Annotated in this window: 10 protein-coding genes and 1 tRNA gene; 9 read left to right on the forward strand and 2 right to left on the reverse strand. The window is 37.2% G+C overall.

All coding sequences use genetic code 11. The features are described 5' to 3' along the window. The first annotated feature begins 280 nt into the window (after positions 1–280). Positions 281–13,474 (forward strand): PKD-like domain-containing protein, encoded by a 13,194-nt coding sequence (locus ACM55K_RS09895; RefSeq protein WP_416850072.1) that lies wholly within the window; start codon positions 281–283, stop codon positions 13,472–13,474. A gap of 150 nt (positions 13,475–13,624) precedes the next feature. Continuing rightward, positions 13,625–13,813 (forward strand): hypothetical protein, encoded by a 189-nt coding sequence (locus ACM55K_RS09900; RefSeq protein ID WP_416850073.1) that lies wholly within the window; start codon positions 13,625–13,627, stop codon positions 13,811–13,813. Positions 13,814–13,910: 97 nt separating this feature from the next. Here the strand turns inward: ACM55K_RS09900 and ACM55K_RS09905 are convergent, their stop codons facing one another. Continuing rightward, entirely contained in the window at positions 13,911–14,363 is a 453-nt protein-coding gene (locus ACM55K_RS09905; protein ID WP_416850074.1) for a DUF4442 domain-containing protein, read from the reverse strand. Positions 14,364–14,625: 262 nt separating this feature from the next. Here ACM55K_RS09905 and ACM55K_RS09910 point away from each other — a divergent pair, with 262 nt between their 5' ends. The 6 genes from ACM55K_RS09910 (at position 14,626) to ACM55K_RS09935 (ending at position 18,995) form a co-directional block, all read left to right on the forward strand. Next, complete coding sequence (locus ACM55K_RS09910) at positions 14,626–14,946, forward strand: DUF4870 domain-containing protein (protein WP_416850075.1); 321 nt, start codon at positions 14,626–14,628, stop codon at positions 14,944–14,946. 41 nt (positions 14,947–14,987) lie between these two features. Next, on the forward strand, positions 14,988–15,080 hold the full coding sequence (locus ACM55K_RS09915; protein WP_416850276.1) for a magnetosome magnetite crystal formation protein family: 93 nt from the start codon (positions 14,988–14,990) through the stop codon (positions 15,078–15,080). Between the two features lie 178 nt (positions 15,081–15,258). Continuing rightward, entirely contained in the window at positions 15,259–15,591 is a 333-nt protein-coding gene (locus ACM55K_RS09920; protein WP_039110051.1) for a PadR family transcriptional regulator, read from the forward strand. 2 nt (positions 15,592–15,593) lie between these two features. After that, positions 15,594–17,330: a PspC domain-containing protein gene (locus ACM55K_RS09925; RefSeq protein ID WP_416850076.1), complete on the forward strand. Its 1,737-nt coding sequence runs from the start codon at positions 15,594–15,596 to the stop codon at positions 17,328–17,330. 2 nt (positions 17,331–17,332) lie between these two features. Next, a complete protein-coding gene (locus tag ACM55K_RS09930; RefSeq protein WP_416850077.1) occupies positions 17,333–18,073 on the forward strand; it encodes a head GIN domain-containing protein in 741 nt (246 codons plus the stop codon). Between the two features lie 88 nt (positions 18,074–18,161). After that, positions 18,162–18,995, forward strand: a complete 834-nt coding sequence (locus tag ACM55K_RS09935; RefSeq protein WP_416850078.1) for a GIN domain-containing protein — start codon at positions 18,162–18,164, stop codon at positions 18,993–18,995. A 70-nt stretch (positions 18,996–19,065) separates the two neighbouring features. Here ACM55K_RS09935 and trxB read toward each other — a convergent pair whose 3' ends face one another. Further along, on the reverse strand, positions 19,066–20,013 hold the full coding sequence (trxB, locus tag ACM55K_RS09940; protein WP_416850079.1) for a thioredoxin-disulfide reductase: 948 nt from the start codon (positions 20,011–20,013) through the stop codon (positions 19,066–19,068). A 159-nt stretch (positions 20,014–20,172) separates the two neighbouring features. Here trxB and ACM55K_RS09945 point away from each other — a divergent pair. After that, positions 20,173–20,247, forward strand: a tRNA-Pro gene (locus ACM55K_RS09945). Positions 20,248–20,342: the final 95 nt, after the last annotated feature.

Raw genomic sequence — 20,342 nt, forward strand, 5'->3', positions numbered from 1 at the left:
AAAATTTTTTTTAAACAATATCATCATAAATACTTAATTTTAAGACATGTAAGCCAAACACATTAAAACGAAAAGTAAATAAATAGTACTCCGAGCACAATTCTTCTTGTTGCTTTTTGTGTAAAAAATAAAAATTACACCAAAAACAGTGACAGGCAGATAGATTTTCATTGAAAACAATACCACTACAATAAAACATTATTTGTTTCTAAGGACAGCATGAATTTCTCTATGCCTTTTTATAAAAATATTAATCGTTTGATTTTAAAATGTAGGTATCATGAAAAAAAAATACTTTAACTTCCATATAAATTTATCTTTAGCATTAATAGTATCGAAAAATTACCATTTGTTTTTGATTGTTTTACTTGTTTTTTTGGTTAACATTGATAGTTTTGCTCAAACAATATCAAGTTTTACTCCAACTAATGCCTGTACTGGTTCTGGTGCTTCAGTTGTCATGACTGGAACCGGTTTTAGTGGAGCTTCATCAGCAACTTTTAATGGTGTCGCAGCAACTTCTTTCATTGTAGACAGTGATACCCAAATTACTGCCGTCTTACCTGCCACTGCCACAACTGGACTTATTTCGGTGAAACCGGCTTTAGGTCCGGATATTATTAGCTCGGGCACATTTACTGTAAATAATATTTCCGTTCCATCGGTATCAATTCTAGCCAATCCGGTTAGTCCTATATGCTCTGGAACTTCGGTAACATTTACTGCGACTCCTGTAAATGGAGGTAGCACTCCAGCGTACCAATGGTATCTTGCTGGAATTGCTGTTGGTACAAATAGCTCAACCTTCACAACCAATACTCTTGCTAATGGCAACCAGGTAAAAGTTGAAATGACTTCTAATGCGACTTGTCCAGTTCCTGCAACCGTAACCAGCAATATAGTAACGATGACGGTGAATCCTTTGCTAACACCATCTGTTACTATTGAAGCAACTGAAACAACATTTTGTGCAGGAACATCTGTGACATTTAGTGTAGATGCATTGACCAATGGCGGTCTCACTCCAACCTATCAATGGCGTTTAAATGGGACTCTAGTTGGAACAAACAGCAACTCATTCACTTCCTCAACACTTTCAAATAATGATGTCATTACATTAGATGTAACATCATCAGCTTCCTGTGTCATACCTGCAATGGTTAGCAGTAATTCAATCCAAGTTACGGTTAATCCGAATGCAACAATCGGTTTAACTTCGGGAGCTGGCACTAATAATCAAACATTATGTGCAAGCACATTAATGACAAATATTACATTTAGTATTAGTGGTGGTGGAACCGGCGCAGGAGTAGCTGGTTTACCTGCAGGAATATCTGGTAATTTCAGTGGAGGAATATTTACAATAAGTGGCACTCCTACCGTGAGTGGTTCATTTCCTTATACCATTACAACAACAGGAACTTGTGTTCAAACTACCTCAACAGGAACTATTACAGTAAATCCTGTTGCCACGATCAATTTAACTTCGGGAGTTGGAACTAATATTCAAACAAGATGTATTAATGTTGCGATAAGTAATATCACATATACTGTAAGTGGTGGAGGCACCGGAGCAGGAGTAACAGGTTTACCTGCAGGAATAACAGGTGCTTTTAGTGCAGGTACATTCACCATCAGTGGAACTCCAACTGCAACGGGTACTTTTAATTATATGGTAACTACAACAGGCACCTGTTCCCAAGCTACAGCAACAGGAACAATAACGGTTAATCCGGATGCAGCAATCAGTTTAACTTCGGGAGCTGGCACTAATAATCAAACATTATGTGCAAGCACATTAATGACAAATATTACATTTAGTATTAGTGGTGGTGGAACCGGCGCAGGAGTAACTGGTTTACCTGCAGGAATATCTGGTAATTTTAGTGGAGGTGTGTTTATAATAAGTGGTACTCCTACCGTGAGTGGTTCATTTCCTTATACCATTACAACAACAGGAACTTGTGTTCAAACTACCTCAACAGGAACTATTACAGTAAATCCTGTTGCCACGATCAATTTAACTTCGGGAGTTGGAACTAATATTCAAACAAGATGTATTAATGTTGCGATAAGTAATATCACATATACTGTAAGTGGTGGAGGCACCGGAGCAGGAGTAACAGGTTTACCTGCAGGAATAACAGGTGCTTTTAGTGCAGGTACATTCACCATCAGTGGAACTCCAACTGCAACGGGTACTTTTAATTATACGGTAACTACAACAGGCACCTGTTCCCAAGCTACAGCAACAGGAACAATAACGGTTAATCCGGATGCAGCAATCAGTTTAACTTCGGGAGCTGGAACTAATAATCAGACATTATGTGCAAGCACATTAATGACAAATATTACATTTAGTATTAGTGGTGGTGGAACCGGCGCAGGAGTAGCTGGTTTACCTGCAGGAATATCTGGTAATTTCAGTGGAGGAGTATTTACAATAAGTGGTACTCCTACCGTGAGTGGTTCATTTCCTTATACCATTACAACAACAGGAACTTGTGTTCAAACTACCTCAACAGGAACTATTACAGTAAATCCTGTTGCCACGATCAATTTAACTTCGGGAGTTGGAACTAATATTCAAACAAGATGTATTAATGTTGCGATAAGTAATATCACATATACTGTAAGTGGTGGAGGCACCGGAGCAGGAGTAATAGGTTTACCTGCAGGAATAACAGGTGCTTTTAGTGCAGGTACATTCACCATCAGTGGAACTCCAACTGCAACGGGTACTTTTAATTATACGGTAACTACAACAGGTACCTGTGCCCAAGCTACAGCAACAGGCACAATAATAGTTAATCCGGATGCAGCAATCAGTTTAACTTCGGGAGCTGGAACTAATAATCAGACATTATGTGCAAGCACATTAATGACAAATATTATATTTAGTATTAGTGGTGGAGGAACCGGCGCAGGAGTAACAGGTTTACCTACAGGAATATCTGGAAATTTCAGTGGAGGTGCGTTTACAATAAGTGGTACTCCAACCGTGAGTGGTTCATTTCCTTATACCATTACAACAACCGGAACTTGTGTTCAAACTACCTCAACCGGAACTATTACAGTAAATCCTGTTGCCACGATCAATTTAACTTCGGGAGTTGGAACTAATATTCAAACAAGATGTATTAATGTTGCGATAAGTAATATCACATATATTGTAAGTGGTGGAGGTACCGGAGCAGGAGTAACAGGTTTACCTGCAGGAGTAACAGGTGCTTTTAGTGCAGGTACATTCACCATCAGCGGAACACCAACTGTTGCAGGTACCTTTAATTATACGGTAACTACAACAGGTACCTGTGCCCAAGCTACAGCAACAGGCACAATAATAGTTAATCCGGCACTTGTTCCTTCGGTAAATATTTCTAGTACTACAACATTAATATGTTCAAGTGCCGGAACTTCAGTAACTTTTACTGCAAGTCCAACAAATGGTGGAAGTACTCCAACTTACCAATGGCAAAGAAACGGAACAACTATTGTTGGAGCAACAAGCTCCACTTATACCACTACATCACTAGCAAATCCATCTACAATCACGGTTGTAATGACTTCAAATGCTACCTGTGCATCACCAACTACAGCTACCAGTAATAGTATTGTGATGACAGTTTATACAGGAACTCCTTCACTCCCAGCAAATCCAATATCAGGTCCTACAGCAGTTTGCCCCATTACTTCCGCTACATATTCAGTATCCGCCGTGAGTGGCGCGACTCTTTACACTTGGACTGTTCCTACAGGCTGGGTAATAAATTCCGGACAAGGAACTATATCAATTAATGCAACTGCAACAGGATCAGCAACAATAGGAAATAATCAAAACATTAGTGTTCAAGTAAGTAACCCATGTGGCACTGGTAATTTAAAAACTTTTAATGTTGATGTAAATACCTTTGCGGCCGTGAACCTTGGTGCTGATATTAGTATGTGTTCTGGAACAAGTATTAGTTTAAATCCTATATTAACAGGTAATGCAAATGCCCTTACATTTACTTCCTCTAGTGGAACAATTAGCGGAGGACCATATCCAGCAATATATACTTATACACCAAACATTTCAAGTGGCCCGGTAACAATTGATGCAACATCAAATGACCCTGCGGGAAGTTGCACCTCTGGAACAGATCAATTAATTATTACTATAAACCAGACTGTGGCAATTACGTCACAACCTGTAGCTACCCAAACAGCATGTTCTGGAACGAACGTAAGTTTCAGCATAACGGCATCAGGTACAGGATTAACTTACCAATGGAGAAAAGGTGGAACAAACCTTGTTAATGGAGGCAATATAGGCGGTGCAACCAGTGCTACTTTAACATTAACCGGTGTTTTAACAACCGATGCCGGAAGCTATAATGTCGTGGTGAATGGAGCCAGTCCTTGTGCTGCGGTTACTTCTTCAAATGGTGTTCTCGTTGTAAACCAAGTAGTAGCAATCAGTAACCAGCCTGCTGTTACCCAAACAGTATGTTCAGGAAATTCCGTAAGCTTTAGTGTAACGGCAACCGGTACAGGTTTGACCTATCAATGGAGAAAAGGTGGAACCAATCTTTCCAATGTCGGGAACATCAGTGGAGCCACAACCAATACTTTAACCATTAACCCTATGGCATCAGGTGATGCTGCCGCGGATTACAATGTTGTAATAACAGGAACAGCTCCATGTACTGCCATGACTTCCAATAATTCAACTCTGATCGTGAATGATGCAGTGGCAATTACGTCACAACCAGCAGCTACCCAAACAGCTTGTTCAGGAACGAACGTAAGTTTCAGCGTAACGGCAACGGGTACAGGATTAACTTACCAATGGAGAAAAGGTGGAACAAACCTTGCTAATGGAGGCAATATAGGCGGTGCAACCAGTGCTACTTTAACATTAACCGGTGTTTTAACAACCGATGCCGGAAGCTATAATGTCGTGGTGAATGGAGCCAGTCCTTGTGCTGCGGTTACTTCTTCAAATGCTGTTCTCGTTGTAAACCAAGTAGTGACAATCAGTTCCCAGCCTGCTGTTACCCAAACAGTATGTTCAGGAAATTCAGCCACCTTTAGTGTAACGGCAACCGGTACAGGTTTGACCTATCAATGGAGAAAAGGTGGAACCAATCTTTCCAACGTCGGGAACATCAGTGGAGCCACAACCAATACTTTAACCATTAACCCTGTGGCATCAGGTGATGCGGCCGCGGATTACAATGTTGTAATAACAGGAACAGCGCCATGTACTGCCATGACTTCCAATAATTCAACTCTGATCGTGAATGATGCAGTGGCAATTACGTCACAACCTGCAGCTACCCAAACAGCTTGTTCAGGAACGAACGTAAGTTTCAGCGTAACGGCAACGGGTACAGGATTAACTTACCAATGGAGAAAAGGTGGAACAAACCTTGTTAATGGAGGCAATATAGGCGGTGCAACCAGTGCTACTTTAACATTAACCGGTGTTTTAACAACCGATGCCGGAAGCTATAATGTCGTGGTGAATGGAGCCAGTCCTTGTGCTGCGGTTACTTCTTCAAATGCTGTTCTCGTTGTAAACCAAGTAGTGACAATCAGTACCCAGCCTGCTGTTACCCAAACAGTATGTTCAGGAAATTCAGCCACCTTTAGTGTAACGGCAACCGGTACAGGTTTGACCTATCAATGGAGAAAAGGTGGAACCAATCTTTCCAATGTCGGGAACATCAGTGGAGCCACAACCAATACTTTAACCATTAACCCTGTGGCATCAGGTGATGCTGCCGCGGATTACAATGTTGTAATAACAGGAACAGCTCCATGTACTGCCATGACTTCCAATAATTCAACTCTGATCGTGAATGATGCAGTAGCAATTACGTCACAACCAGCAGTTACCCAAACAGCTTGTTCAGAAACGAACGCAAGTTTCAGCGTAACGGCATCAGGTACAGGATTAACTTACCAATGGAGAAAAGGTGTAACCAATCTTTCTAATATCGGTAATATCAGTGGTGCGACTAGTGCGACTTTAACATTAACTGGTGTTTTAACAGCCGATGCCGGAAGCTATAATGTCATGGTGAATGGAGCCAATCCTTGTGCTACGGTTACTTCTTCAAATGCTGTTCTCGTTGTAAACCAAGTAGTGGCAATCAGTACCCAACCTGCTGCTACCCAAACAGTGTGTTCAGGAAATTCAGCCAGCTTTAGTGTAATGACAACCGGTACAGGTTTGACCTATCAATGGAGAAAAGGTGTAACCAATCTTTCCAATGTCGGGAACATCAGTGGAACCACAACCAATACTTTAACCATTAACCCTGTGGCATCAGGCGATGCTGCCGCGGATTATAATGTTGTAATAACAGGAACTGCACCATGTACTGCCCTCACTTCCAGTAATTCAACTCTGATCGTGAATGATGCAGTAGCAATTACGTCACAACCTACAGCTACCCAAACAGTCTGTTCAGGAACGAACGTAAGTTTCAGCGCAACGGCAACGGGTACAGGTATAACCTACCAGTGGAGAAAAGGTACTACTAATCTTGCAAACGGAGGCAATATCAGTGGCGTAACTAGTGCTACATTAACAATCTCAAATGTGGCGACAACGGATACTGCGAATAATTATAATGTTGTGGTAACTGGCACAAGCCCTTGCGCACAAGTGACTTCAAACAACGTAATCTTGCTAGTAAATCGTAGAGTTATCATAGGAACTCAGCCATCTAATGTGGGCATATGTGCCAGTAGCCTTGCACAATTTGGTGTGGTGGCCAGTGGTGACAATCTTACTTACCAATGGTACAAAGGAACCTTCCCTGGCACTGCGGTTACCAATACTGCATTTATTACGGGGGCTCAAACTAATATTTTAAATTTTAGTCAGGCATTTTTGTCTGATGATGGTATTTATTATATTGTCGTAAGTGGTGCTAGTCCTTGTGCCTCTGTAAAGTCAAATGAGGTAACCTTAAATGTAGACCAATCCATTTTAATTACAGCCCAGCCTGTTGCACAAACTGTTTGTGAAAGCGCTTCCAATATTAGCTTCTCAGTTACTGCAAATGCAGGCGGTGATCCTATTACTTATCAATGGAGAAAAAATGGTACCAACATTTCAGGGGCAACAACTCCAACTTATACAATTACAACAGCAGTTTTGGCGAGTACAGGTAATTATGATGTGGTTGTTTCAGGACCTTCGGGTTATACTTGTCCAACGGTTACTTCTGTTAGCGCAGCACTTACGGTTACACCAACAGTAGGCACACCAACAGCAATTACCATAGCTTCAGGAACAGAACCAAGTTGTCAAATAACAGCTGCTACCACTACCTATGCTACTACAGCTACCAACAGTACCGGCTTTAACTGGTCATTAAGTAATCCAGCAGCAGGAACTATCAATTCATCAGGAGTGATGACGTGGGCAACAGGATTTTCTGGTTCAGTCAATATCCAAGTAACAGTGAATGGCTGTAACGGCCCTTCAGTACAGGTAATCAGAACAGCGAATGTTACGCCAACAGTAGGCACACCAACAGCTATTACCATAGCTGCAGGGACAGAACCGAGTTGTCAAATAACAGCTTCTACTCCAACCACCACCTTTGCTTCCACAGCTACCAACAATACCAGTTTTAACTGGTCAGTAAGTAATCCAGCAGCAGGGACGATCAACTCATTTGGAGTAATGACATGGACAACAGGATTTTCTGGTTCAGTCAATATTCAAGTAACAGCAAATGGTTGTAACGGTCCTTCAGTGCAAGTAATCAGAACAGTTATTATTACACCAACTGTTGGCATACCAACAGCGATTAGCATATCGGCAGGGACAGAACCAAGTTGTCAAATAACAGCTTCTACTCCCACCACGATCTTTACTTCCACAGCTACCAACAGTACCAGCTTTAACTGGTCAGTAAGTAATCCAGCAGCAGGAACTATCAACCCATCAGGAGTAATGACATGGACAACAGGATTTTCTGGTTCAGTCAATATTCAAGTAACGGCAAATGGTTGTAACGGTCCTTCGGCACAAGTAATCAGAACAGTTGCGATTACACCAACAGTTGGTACACCAACAGCGATTACCGTATCTGCAGGTACAGAACCAAGTTGTCAAATAACAGCTTCTACTCCAACAACTACCTTTGCTTCCACAGCAACTAACAGTACAGGCTTTAACTGGTCAGTAAGTAATCCAGCAGCAGGAACTATCAATTCATCAGGAGTGATGACATGGATAACAGGATTTTCTGGTTCAGTCAATATCCAAATAACTGCAAATGGTTGTAACGGCCCTTCGGCACAGGTAATAAGAACAGTTCTTATTAACCCTACGCCAAATGCAGTGGCAACAAATTCAGCTCAAACAATTTGTTCAACAGCTGCAATTACAACAATGGTTTTATCTGGAAATGTAGCTTCAACGACTTTCAATTGGACTAGAAATAATATAGGACCTGTTACGGGAATTGCAGCTAGTGGAAGTGGAGATATCAGTGGAAGTCTAACTAATGCTACTAATTCATCAGTAACGGTGACTTTTATCATTACCCCTACAGCTAATGGATGTGGTGGAACACCCATAACCACAACAGTTCTCGTTAATCCAACTCCAAATATACTTGCAACAAATTCAGCTCAAACAATTTGCTCAGCAAGTGCCATTACAGCGATGGTTCTATCTGGAAATGTGGCTTCAACTACGTATAATTGGACTCGAGATAATACAGTATCAGTAACTGGAATAGCAGCTAGCGGAAATGGAAATATTAGCGGAAGCCTAACAAACACTACTAATGCAGCTGTAACGGTGACTTTTACAATAACTCCTATGGCCAATGGTTGCAATGGAGCACCAATAAGTGCGACAGTTCTCGTTAACCCTACTCCAAATGCAGTAGCAACAAATGCTGCTCAAACCATTTGTTCACAAAGTGCCATTATAGCGATGGCTCTTTCTGGAAATGTAGCTTCAACTACGTATAATTGGACTAGAGACAATACAGTTACCATAACTGGAATAGCTTCCAGCGGAAGTGGAAACATCAGCGGAAGCTTAACTAATGCTACTGCTGCGCCAGTAACCGTAACTTTTACTATTACCCCTATAGCTAATGGATGTTCTGGAATACCAATAACAGCAACAGTTCTCGTTAACCCTTCGCCAAATGCAGTGGCAACAAATTCGGCTCAAACAATTTGTTCAGCAACTGCAATTACAACAATGGTTTTATCTGGGAATACAGCTTCAGCAACTTTCAATTGGGTTAGAAACAATACGGGAACCGTAATAGGAATACCAAATAGCGGAAGTGGAGACATAAGCGGAAGCTTAACCAATACTACTAGCGCACCAATAACCGTAACTTTCATTATTACTCCTGTGGCTAATGGATGTTCGGGAACTGCAATAAATACAACTGTTTTAGTGAATCCAACTCCTAATGCAATTGCGACTCCAGCGACACAAACTATATGCTCAGCAAGCCCAATTACAACAATAGTTTTATCTGGAAGTGTTGCTTCAACTACTTATAATTGGACCAGAAACAATACAGTTGCCGTAGCTGGAATAGCTTCAAGTGGAAGTGGAAACATCAGTGGAACTTTAACAAACACAACTAATGCACAAAAAACAGTAACTTTTACGATTACACCAACGGTAAATGGTTGTAATGGAATACCAATAGATGCAACGGTTATTATTGAAGCAGCTTCAGCAGGAGGCGCAGTTACAATTTCCCAACCTAACATATTGCCTGTTGTTAAAATAGTTACAGTATGTCACTCTGCCAGCGGAACGATATACCTAAGTGGGAATACCGGTACTGTTGTGAGATGGGAATCTTCAACAACAGGAGGAGCTAGTTGGACTCCAATTGTAAATACCGGCATAACATATGATTATACAAATATTCTCGTGACTACACTATTTAGAGCCGTTATCCAAAACGGATCATTATGTACGCTGGCCTATTCCTCTACATCAATTATAAACGTGATACCAAATATCAAACCTTCACCAGTAAGCGCAACGCCTTCGACAATATGCAACGGTGATTCAACAATTTTATCTTCACAAAGCGGCTATGCTACGAGCCAAAGTTTAGCTTCCGGAGGTGCTTTTGACACTGCTAATCCAAAAAACTGGTTGGTAGATGGTTGTGGAAATTGTCTGTCTGCTGGTGGTAGTAATACAAATCCAGGGCCATTTCAAGAAAGCGCCACAAATGGAGGTACTTATTCCGGCATAAATTATACTTCAACTGGAAAATTTGTAATTGCCAATGGTAATTTCAACTCCATCTTACAAACTCCCGTCTTTAATACCTTAGGATTAACATCCGCAAGTTTACATTTTGATCATGCCTATAATTTATTAGCAGGCGCATCGGCAAAAGTTGAAATTTCTATAGATGGTGGTGCCACATACAACACTATTTTGGCTCAATATAATGGACCAAGTACTCAACTTCCATATACTATTAGCACTAATATGAGTATCGATTTGAGCGCTTATTTGGGTCAAACTAATTTAAAAATACGATTTAACTACCAAGGTACTGTAGGAAGTTCATGGGCAATAGATAACATTGAAATCCCTGAAGCACCTGTAGGAGTACTAACATCTCAATGGGTTGAAACCATTACAAATACTGTTATAAGTAATAGCAATGCTACAAATGCAACAGTATCACCAACTGTAACAACAACCTATGCAGTAACATCCTACCTTAATGGTTGCACTAGTCTTGGCATTGATGGAACCACTTATGTGACCGTAACTGTAAATCAAAGACCAGTAGTAACAGCTCCTCCTGGGATAATTTGCTCAGATGACACCACTAATATTCCCTTAACAAGTAGTGAACTGGGAACAACATTTGCATGGACTGTAGTTCAAACTGGAGTGTCGGGGGCTAGTCCTGGTACTTTAAATACTATTGCGCAAAAATTAACAACAACAGGCGCTACAGCCGGAACAGCTGTTTACACAATTACACCTACTTCTAACGGCTGTATGGGAACAGCAAAAACAGTAACGATAGCAGTAAATCCTAGACCTACAGCAAACATAGGACCATCACAAACGATCTGTTATGATGGTACAGCTACTTTTAGCATTGCATTAACAGGAACTGCACCTTGGAGTGTAACCTATAGCAATGGTACAACACTAACAACAGTAAACAATGTCAATGTGAATCCTTTTGTATTTACTGTTTCTAATATCATATCTAATAAAACCTATACTATTACTGCATTGAGCGATTCTCAATGTACTTCAAAACCAATAGATTTAACTGGATTAGCAACTGTAACCGTTTTAACAGGAACAGCAGGTTTATGGACAGGATTGGTAAGTACCGATTGGTTTGATTGCAAAAACTGGGCTGGCGGATTACCTTCAAGCACTATAAATGCTCAAATTCCTAGTATCCCTTCTGGAGGGCCTAGAATGCCAGTGATCGATCCTGCAAACTCTGCTTTTGCGGCAGCGTATAGCAATATTGCCAGCGCACAAGATTTAATAATTGCCATTGGAGCTTCTGTAACTATGGCGCCAATCGGTGTTTCAGATTTGCAAATTAGTCGCGACTGGAAAAACAGTGGTTCTTTTATTCCGGGAATTGGAACAGTAACCTTTAATGGTGGAACTGCAAATCAGGTTCAAACTGTAAATCTTGGCATTAAAACCAATGAAACTTTTTATAATCTAACCACAAATAATTCAGGCACAGCTATAGGAATTAGTTTAATAGATGGCTTTGAATTAACCGTTTCTAATACCTTATCCTTATTAAGTGGTGATATCCGTTTGACAGGAGAAGCCCAATTAGTTCAGGCTGGAACCGGAGCAAATCCTATTGGCGGTTCAGGAAGATTATTGAGAGATCAACAAGGTCAAAAAAATAGTTTCAATTACAATTACTGGTCCTCACCTGTAAGTACAAATAACACTAACTATTCCATTGGCGGTGTTTTAAGAGACGGTACTGATGTTACCACAAGTCCATTTAGTCCTGGAACCATAACTTTTGGAGATAGTGCTTATTTTGCAGATGGAGCTGCTACAAACCCAATAAGAATAAGTAACCGCTGGTTTTTCAGCTATAATTCTCTTACCCCTGATTCTAATACTGGTTTACAAAACTATTTTCAATGGAACTATATTGGAAGTACTGGAGTCATAAAAATAGGCGAAGGATTTACAATGAAAGGAACGGATGGAACGGCTTCTCTTTTATTTTCACAAAATTATGTTTTTGTTGGCAAGCCTAATTCCGGGACTATCCCATTAAATATAGCCATAAACCAAACTTATCTGATTGGAAATCCATATCCATCAGCACTTGATGCCGATGAGTTTATAAAAGACAATTTAAAAGATTGTAGCGGTTGTAGAGCCAGTGCAAATATCTTTAATGGAGCTCTTTATTTTTGGGATCATTTTGGATTAACAAGCAATCACTTTCTGGCTGAATATGTTGGAGGTTATGCAACTTATACATTAATGGGTGGATTAGTTGCCATTGCTAATGACCCTTTAAATATAAATAATGGTTCAACCGGAGCTAAAACACCAAAACGCTACATTCCAGTAGCTCAAGGCTTCTTTGTAGATGCTTCGTTAGGCTCATCATTAGCAGGAACAGTAGCTACGGTTCAGGGCGGAACCCTAAATTTTAAAAACAGTCAACGAGCCTTTATTAGAGAAAGTTCCGGAAATTCTATATTTATGAAAGAAAGTCTTTCTAAAAAAGAACAAGTTGTTTCCATTGACCAAAGACCTAAAATTAGATTGAGTTTAGCATCTTCAATAGGAATAAATCGACAATTACTAGTGGGAGTTGACAGTAATACTACAAATCAATTTGACATTGGTTACGATGCCCCGATGCTAGAAAGAGAAGGAGATAATATCTACTGGGAATTTAGTAATAGTAAATTTATAATTCAAGCAATACCCGATTTTAATGATGATCGAATAATCCCTTTAGGCCTCACTATAGTAAATGAAGGCATGGCAACTATAAAAATTGATGCCCTTGAAAATATACCCGAAACTACTAAAATTTACTTATATGACAATGTTTCCGGAAGTTATCATGACATGAAAAATAGTAAATTTACAATTCCTCTGGCTATTGGTGAATACAAAAATCGTTTCTCCTTACAATTCACAAATAAAACACTTGCTGTTGAAGAGAATAATATAAATGATGGCATTCAAATTTTATATTCAAACAATTATAAAGTTTTAATTATCCAAAACAAAATTCTTGACACGATGGTTAAAGAAGTTCATCTCTTTAATCTATTAGGACAAGATATCACAAAATGGGATGTTGAAAATATGGCTCAAAACAGAATTCAAATTCCAATCAAGAATCTACCTTCTGGAGTATATATTGTAAAACTGAAAACTTCGAAAGGAGATTATAGTAAAAAAATAATTATTAAATAACCAATTTATTTCTAATGGAAAAATTAGCATAATTAAGCAAACATTAATCCTAAATTTAAAATTGATAATTAATTATTCTTTTTATATTTGAGGAATTAATTCAAATAGCATTTCAAACAAACTAATAAATAAAATTTTAACTTTTCAAAAATGAAAAAAATAAGTACTCTTTTAGCAATACTTTTATTTACAATTAGTGCGAGCGCACAAGAAACAAAACCAGTTGCAAAAGAAAAGGCTAAAAAAGAATCTTGTTGTTCAAAAAAAGATTCAAAAGTAAAAGCGGAAGGAAAAAAATGTGATGCATCAATGGCTAAAGCCAGTGGAAAAAAATGCTAAACTAAAGTGTAATTATTCAATTCTCCATAAAAAACGCCTCTAAATTAAGAGGCGTTTTTCATTTTTATAATTTCGATTCAAATAACTAAGCGTTTTTTTATTTAACTCTTACACTCCATTCAAAATCCATTTCGGAAACTTGGATTCCTTTTTCGTCTGTTCCAATAGATTTCATCCAGAAGGTTTGTCCTTCTCCTGTAGCAATAGTTTCTTGAATGGCCTTTTCAATTAAATGTCCATCCTTACAATTAAAAGTTATTCTTCCAGTTGCTTTTTTTGTGAAATTTCCTTTATTGTTAGCCACTAGCATCGATATTTTTCTACCACTTTTTTGAATTTGATACATGACTAAAGCTCCCGTAGAAAGCTCCGCAGCCATAGCTTGCACAGCAAAATACATGGAATTAAATGGATTTTGGTTAATCCAGCGGTGTTTTACTGACACTACACATTTATGGTCATCTATCTCTTTTACACGTACGCCACAGATAAATGCCGATGGTAATTTGAACAATAGAAATTTATTAAGTTTTGATACGGTAAGTTTCATATGTAGCTACTATTTATTTTTTATAGGACTTGAGCGAGAGCGAACAGGCGAAGCAATATGGTATCGCCATTCCTTATTATTTTTGGGATTTTGAATTATGGCGAGTTCATTATTACTGGTTTTGTTGCTAAAATACAAAAAAATACTATGCATACATATTAAAATATTTTGTTAATTATATGTTAATATTAAGTACTATGTCATACAAGATACTGTCTTTTAGATATATATTTGTATAAGAAATTACTATATACTTTTAAACATGGAAACAACTACCGAAAGAAACACCGCTACATTTACGCATTTGAGTGCATTAACTCAATATTTCATTCCTTTTGGAAATTACATTTTTCCAATATTGATTTGGTCTTCAAAAAAAGACAAATCGGAATTTGTGGATTACAATGGAAAACAAGTGCTGAATTTCCAATTGAGTTTATTATTGTATTCATTAGTACTAATTATGATAGCTGTTCCTATCTTTCTAATTACTTTCTTAAAGAATATTCCTTTTGAAGCACTAATAAATGATCACGATATTGTTTTAAGAAATTTTAGTTTTGAGGTAACATCGGAATATTAACAGTAGGTATAGTAGCTGTTTTAATTTTTGGCCTTTTGAAAGTGGCTGAATTCTTTTTGATCATTTATGCTTCCATAAAAATATCAAATGGTGAAAAATACAACTACCCAATCACGATTCCGTTTATTAAATAGTAAATACTAAATAGGTAAGCAGTTTCTAAATAGCCCTGATTGAAACGGCATCCTTTACTTGCTTTCTTTAAGCAAGTAAAGATAAAGTGGAAAGCAGGAAATAGCTTCAAAAAATAATCATCAATCATCAATCAAAAAATGAATAGTTTAATCAACCAAAAATCAAAAAAAAGAAATTATGAACATTGAAAACACAAAAGCCCAGATGCGTAAAGGTGTTCTCGAGTTTTGCATCTTATCCGTATTGAAAGAAAAAGATGCCTACACATCGGAAATATTAGACACTTTGAAAAACGCAAAATTGTTAGTCGTGGAGGGAACTATTTATCCACTACTTACAAGATTGAAAAACGATGGATTACTCAACTACCGTTGGGAGGAATCAACATCAGGACCACCAAGAAAATACTATGGTCTGACCGAAATAGGACAAACTTTTTTAAACGAACTTAGTGGCACTTGGACTGAATTATCTGATGCCGTAAACCTTATAACCAACCAAAAACAATAGTCATGAACAAAACTGTAAATATAAACCTAGGCGGAATGTTCTTCCATATAGATGAAGATGCATACCAAAAATTAACACGATACTTTGATGCTATAAAACGTTCTTTATCGAATTCATCAGGACATGATGAGATTATAAAAGATATTGAAATGCGTGTTTCGGAATTATTGAACGAGAAACAAATAAGTGACAAACACGTTGTAGGATTAAAAGATGTAGATGAGGTAATTGCCGTAATGGGACAACCTGAAGATTACATCATTGAAGATGAATTGAAAGGTTCTCAAACGTATAGTGACCACTCCAATAGAAGATCAAAAAAACTGTACAGAGATAAAGAAAAAGGAATGATTGGCGGTGTTGCTGCAGGATTAGGACACTATTTTGGAATCGAAGCTGTTTGGATCAGAATTGTTTTGATATTATTAGTTTTTGCAGGATTTGGAACTGGTATTCTTGCTTACATCATTCTTTGGGTTGTAACACCAGAAGCCATTACAACATCCGAAAAACTAGAAATGACTGGAGAACCAGTTAACATTTCGAATATCGAAAAAAAAGTTAGAGAAGAGTTTGAAAGCGTTTCAGGGAAAATAAAAAATGTTGATTACGATAAATATGGCAATCAAATAAAAACGGGTGCCAGCAAATTAGGAAACTCATTTGGTGATTTTATCATGACTGTTTTTAAGGTTTTTGCAAAATTTTTAGGGGTGATTTTGATTATCACCGGAATTGCAACTTTAATTTGTTTACTGATAGCCGTTTTTACTTTAGGTTCTTCAAATTTTATTGATGTGCCTTGGCAAAGTTTCATTGAAGCAGGGAATTTCACTGATTATCCAATATGGTCTTTTGGACTATTGATGTTCTTTGCTGTAGGGATTCCATTCTTTTTCTTGACACTATTAGGTTTTAAATTACTATCTCCAAATATGAAGTCAATAGGAAATATTGCAAAATATACGCTGTTGGCACTTTGGATAATTGCTATCGCCATACTTATTTCAATTGGAATAAAACAAGCATCTGAAGTGGCATACGAAGGAAAAACAGTTCAAAAAGAAACTATTAATCTAATGCCAAATGACACTTTATATGTAAAATTCAGATACAATGATTATTACACAAAAAGTATTAATGACAGGGAAAATTTCAAATTTGTACAGGATTCTGCAAATACTGAATTAATTTATTCCAACAATGTGAGATTTCAAATTTTACATACGGATGAGAAATTACCATTCATTCAGATTGAGAAGATGGCAAGGGGAAAATCATTTCAAGATGCCAAAAAAAGAGCCGAAAAAATAAAATATACTATTAAAATTGAAGGAAATCATTTAATTTTAGACAATTATTTATTGACCGAGGTGACTAATAAATTCCGTGATCAGGAAGTGGAAATCTTTTTATACTTACCTGAAGGGACTTTATTAAAACCAGATTCTTCCCTTCAGGATTATGACAGTTCTGATGATTCATTCTTCAATTTACATTACAGTTCAGACAATTACATTTATAAAGTAGAAAATTCACAAATAAAATGTTTGAATTGTCCTGCTGATGAAAATGAATATGATGACGTAGAAGATGATTCAGAAAATGACAGTACTCAAACATCAGTTACTATCAATAAAAACGGAGTTTCTGTAAAAAATGATACTATCATTAATTCAAAAAATAACATACAAGAATTAAAAATTAATAAAGACGGCATTATCATTAAAACCAAATAGCCATGATAAAAATCATCACATTAATCACAAAATTCATTATTGTCACTTTGGTTGCATTACTGTTTGCATCATGTAATCACATGATAAACATAAAATCAATAGAAGGAAGCGGCCATGTCACAACCGAAAAACGAATTGTACAAGGCGATTTTAAAAGTGTTGAAGTCAGCAATGCTATAGATCTTATCATTGAGCAATCAGACAAAATAGAAATCATTGTTGAAGCTGATGATAATTTGCAAAAAGAAATCACCACCAAAGTGGAAAACGGCGTTCTTATTATTGCTTGTGATTACAATTCTTTCAGCAATATAAAATCAAAAAAAGTAATTGTAAAAATGCCTGTAATTGATCAATTAGAAGCTTCTGGAGCTGCTACAATCAAAAGCATGAATACGATAAAAGGGGAAAGTATCAGACTTGAAGCATCCAGCGCAGCTTCAATAAATTTAAATATTGAATCCGATGCTATTTTTAGTGAAGCCAGTAGCGGAAGTACTATTGCCATCAATGGAAAAGCTCTTACGCTTGAAGCAAAAGGGTCAAGTGGAAGTACTATAGATGCCAATGATCTATTGGCAAATGAAATAAAGGCCCATTCCTCAAGTGGTAGCTCTGTAAATGTTCATCCAATAGTGAGTTTGGATGCAGAAGCATCTAGCGGAGGAAGCGTAAACTATAATACTATTCCAAAATCAATTCGGAAAGAAGCTAATTCAGGAGGAAGTGTTCATCAGGAATAAGAATTCCTTTTTAATCAAAAATTATATAAATCATCCATCAAAAGTGGATGATTTTTTTATATTTGTAAATATCCTAATTCAAATAAAAATGAAAAAAAACACTATAATACTGCTACTCCTTTTATCAACTACATTTACATTTGCACAGAAAAAAGATAAAATAAAAGGATCGAAAACAGTCACCATTGAGCAAAAAGAAGTTGGTAATTTTGAAGCACTTGAAGTCGAAGACAATCTTGAAGTTCATTTAGAAAGAGGAGAAAAAACGGAACTGAAAATTGAAGCTGATGACAATTTACATGATATTATTTCATTCGATTTAAGAGATAAAATACTTCGTATTTATACTACCAAGGAAGCCGTAAATTATAAAAAATTAATTGTTAGGATCACTTATACTAACGATTTAACCTTAGCTACTGCCAAAAACGAATCGACTATAAATGCAATACAAGAAATTCAACTAGACAATTTAACATTTAAAGCCCATGATTTTTCACAACTTTATTTGAATGTCAATGCCAAAAATTTCATATTACAAGTAGATGATAAATCAAAAACAGAACTGAATTTGAAATCAGAAAACGCAATTATCGAATTAAGTAAAAATTCATATCTAAAAGCATTAGTTACAACTATTGATTTGAAAGTTGACATGTACCAAAAATCAAATGCAACTATTGAAGGTGATGCGACCAATGCAATCCTTCGATTGGATAATAATTCGAGTCTGACAGGAAATAAACTTACCATAAAAAATGCTGATGTGACTACTGAAAGTTATTCCAATTGCAGTTTGAATGCAGTAACAACAGTTATTATTGATGCTGCAGAAAAATCAGAAATTCAGCTTTTGGGAACACCAAAAATTGAAATACGACGATTTACTGATGAAGCTAAATTGATAAAGAAATTGAAATAGGAAAATAGCTCAAAAAAAAGTCCCAATTTGTGAAAATTGGGACTTTTTTTGAGCTATTTTCTAATATTGATTATTCCTTAGAAGCCAAATATCTTTCGGCATCCAGAGCAGCCATACAACCCGTTCCGGCAGCTGTGATTGCCTGACGATACACATGATCTGCAGCATCTCCGGCTACAAAAACTCCATCAACATTAGTCTTTGAAGTTCCAGGAGTATTGATAATATATCCTGTTTCATCTAACGTAATAAACTCATTAAAAATATCTGTATTTGGTTTGTGACCAATAGCGACAAAGAAACCGGTAGCAGGAATATCAAAAATAGCTCCTGTCGTTTTATTTAAAGCTTTTACCCCTTCAACAACTTGCTCATCTCCTAATACTTCAACAGTGTCATGATTCATTAATATCGTTATGTTCTCCGTTTTACGAACGCGTTCTTCCATGATTTTAGAAGCTCTGAATTTTTCGCTTCGTACCAACATCGTTACTTTTTTACAAAGCTTTGATAAATAGTGCGCTTCTTCACAAGCTGAATCCCCTGCTCCAACAATTACTACTTCTTGGTTTCTATAGAAAAAACCGTCACAAACAGCACAAGCAGAAACGCCACCACCCATTTTTAAATAATGTTGTTCTGAAGGTAAACCTAAATATTTAGCAGACGCACCGGTTGAAATAATTACGGTTTCACAATGCAATTCTTTAGTGCCATTGATCCAAACTTTATGAATATCCCCTGAAAAATCTACTTTAGTTGCCCAACCATCACGCACATCAGTACCAAAACGTTGTGCTTGTGCTTGTAATTGAACCATCATTTCAGGTCCTGTAACTCCATCAACATAACCAGGAAAGTTCTCCACTTCGTTTGTTGTTGTTAATTGACCTCCAGGTTGAATTCCTTGATATAAAACAGGACTCATATTTGCTCTGGCGGCATATATAGCTGCAGTATACCCCGCAGGACCAGACCCTATGATAAGGCATTTTATTTTTTCTATTGTATCTGACATAGTCTTTTTTATTACATTTTTTGAAGTTGCAAATGTAGTTTTTTAATAAAAAATTATGGGTATAAAAACATCATTTTTACCTATCCTGAAATAATATTCTCCTATTTTGATTTTTGATTTGCTCAAATAAAAAATAATTCTATCTTTGCACCAGAATTACGGGGTGTAGCGTAGCTCGGTTATCGCGCCTGCTTTGGGAGCAGGAGGCCGCAGGTTCGAATCCTGCCACCCCGACAAAAGTCGAACAGAAATGTTCGACTTTTTTGTATTTATAAATTTCCTCAACTGTCCCGTGTTGAAATAAATTGACAAAAACTTCCTAATTACCT

Origin of the sequence: Flavobacterium arabinosi (genome assembly GCF_048158725.1) — a bacterium.
In the GTDB taxonomy this organism is placed as follows: Bacteria; Bacteroidota; Bacteroidia; order Flavobacteriales; family Flavobacteriaceae; genus Flavobacterium; species Flavobacterium arabinosi.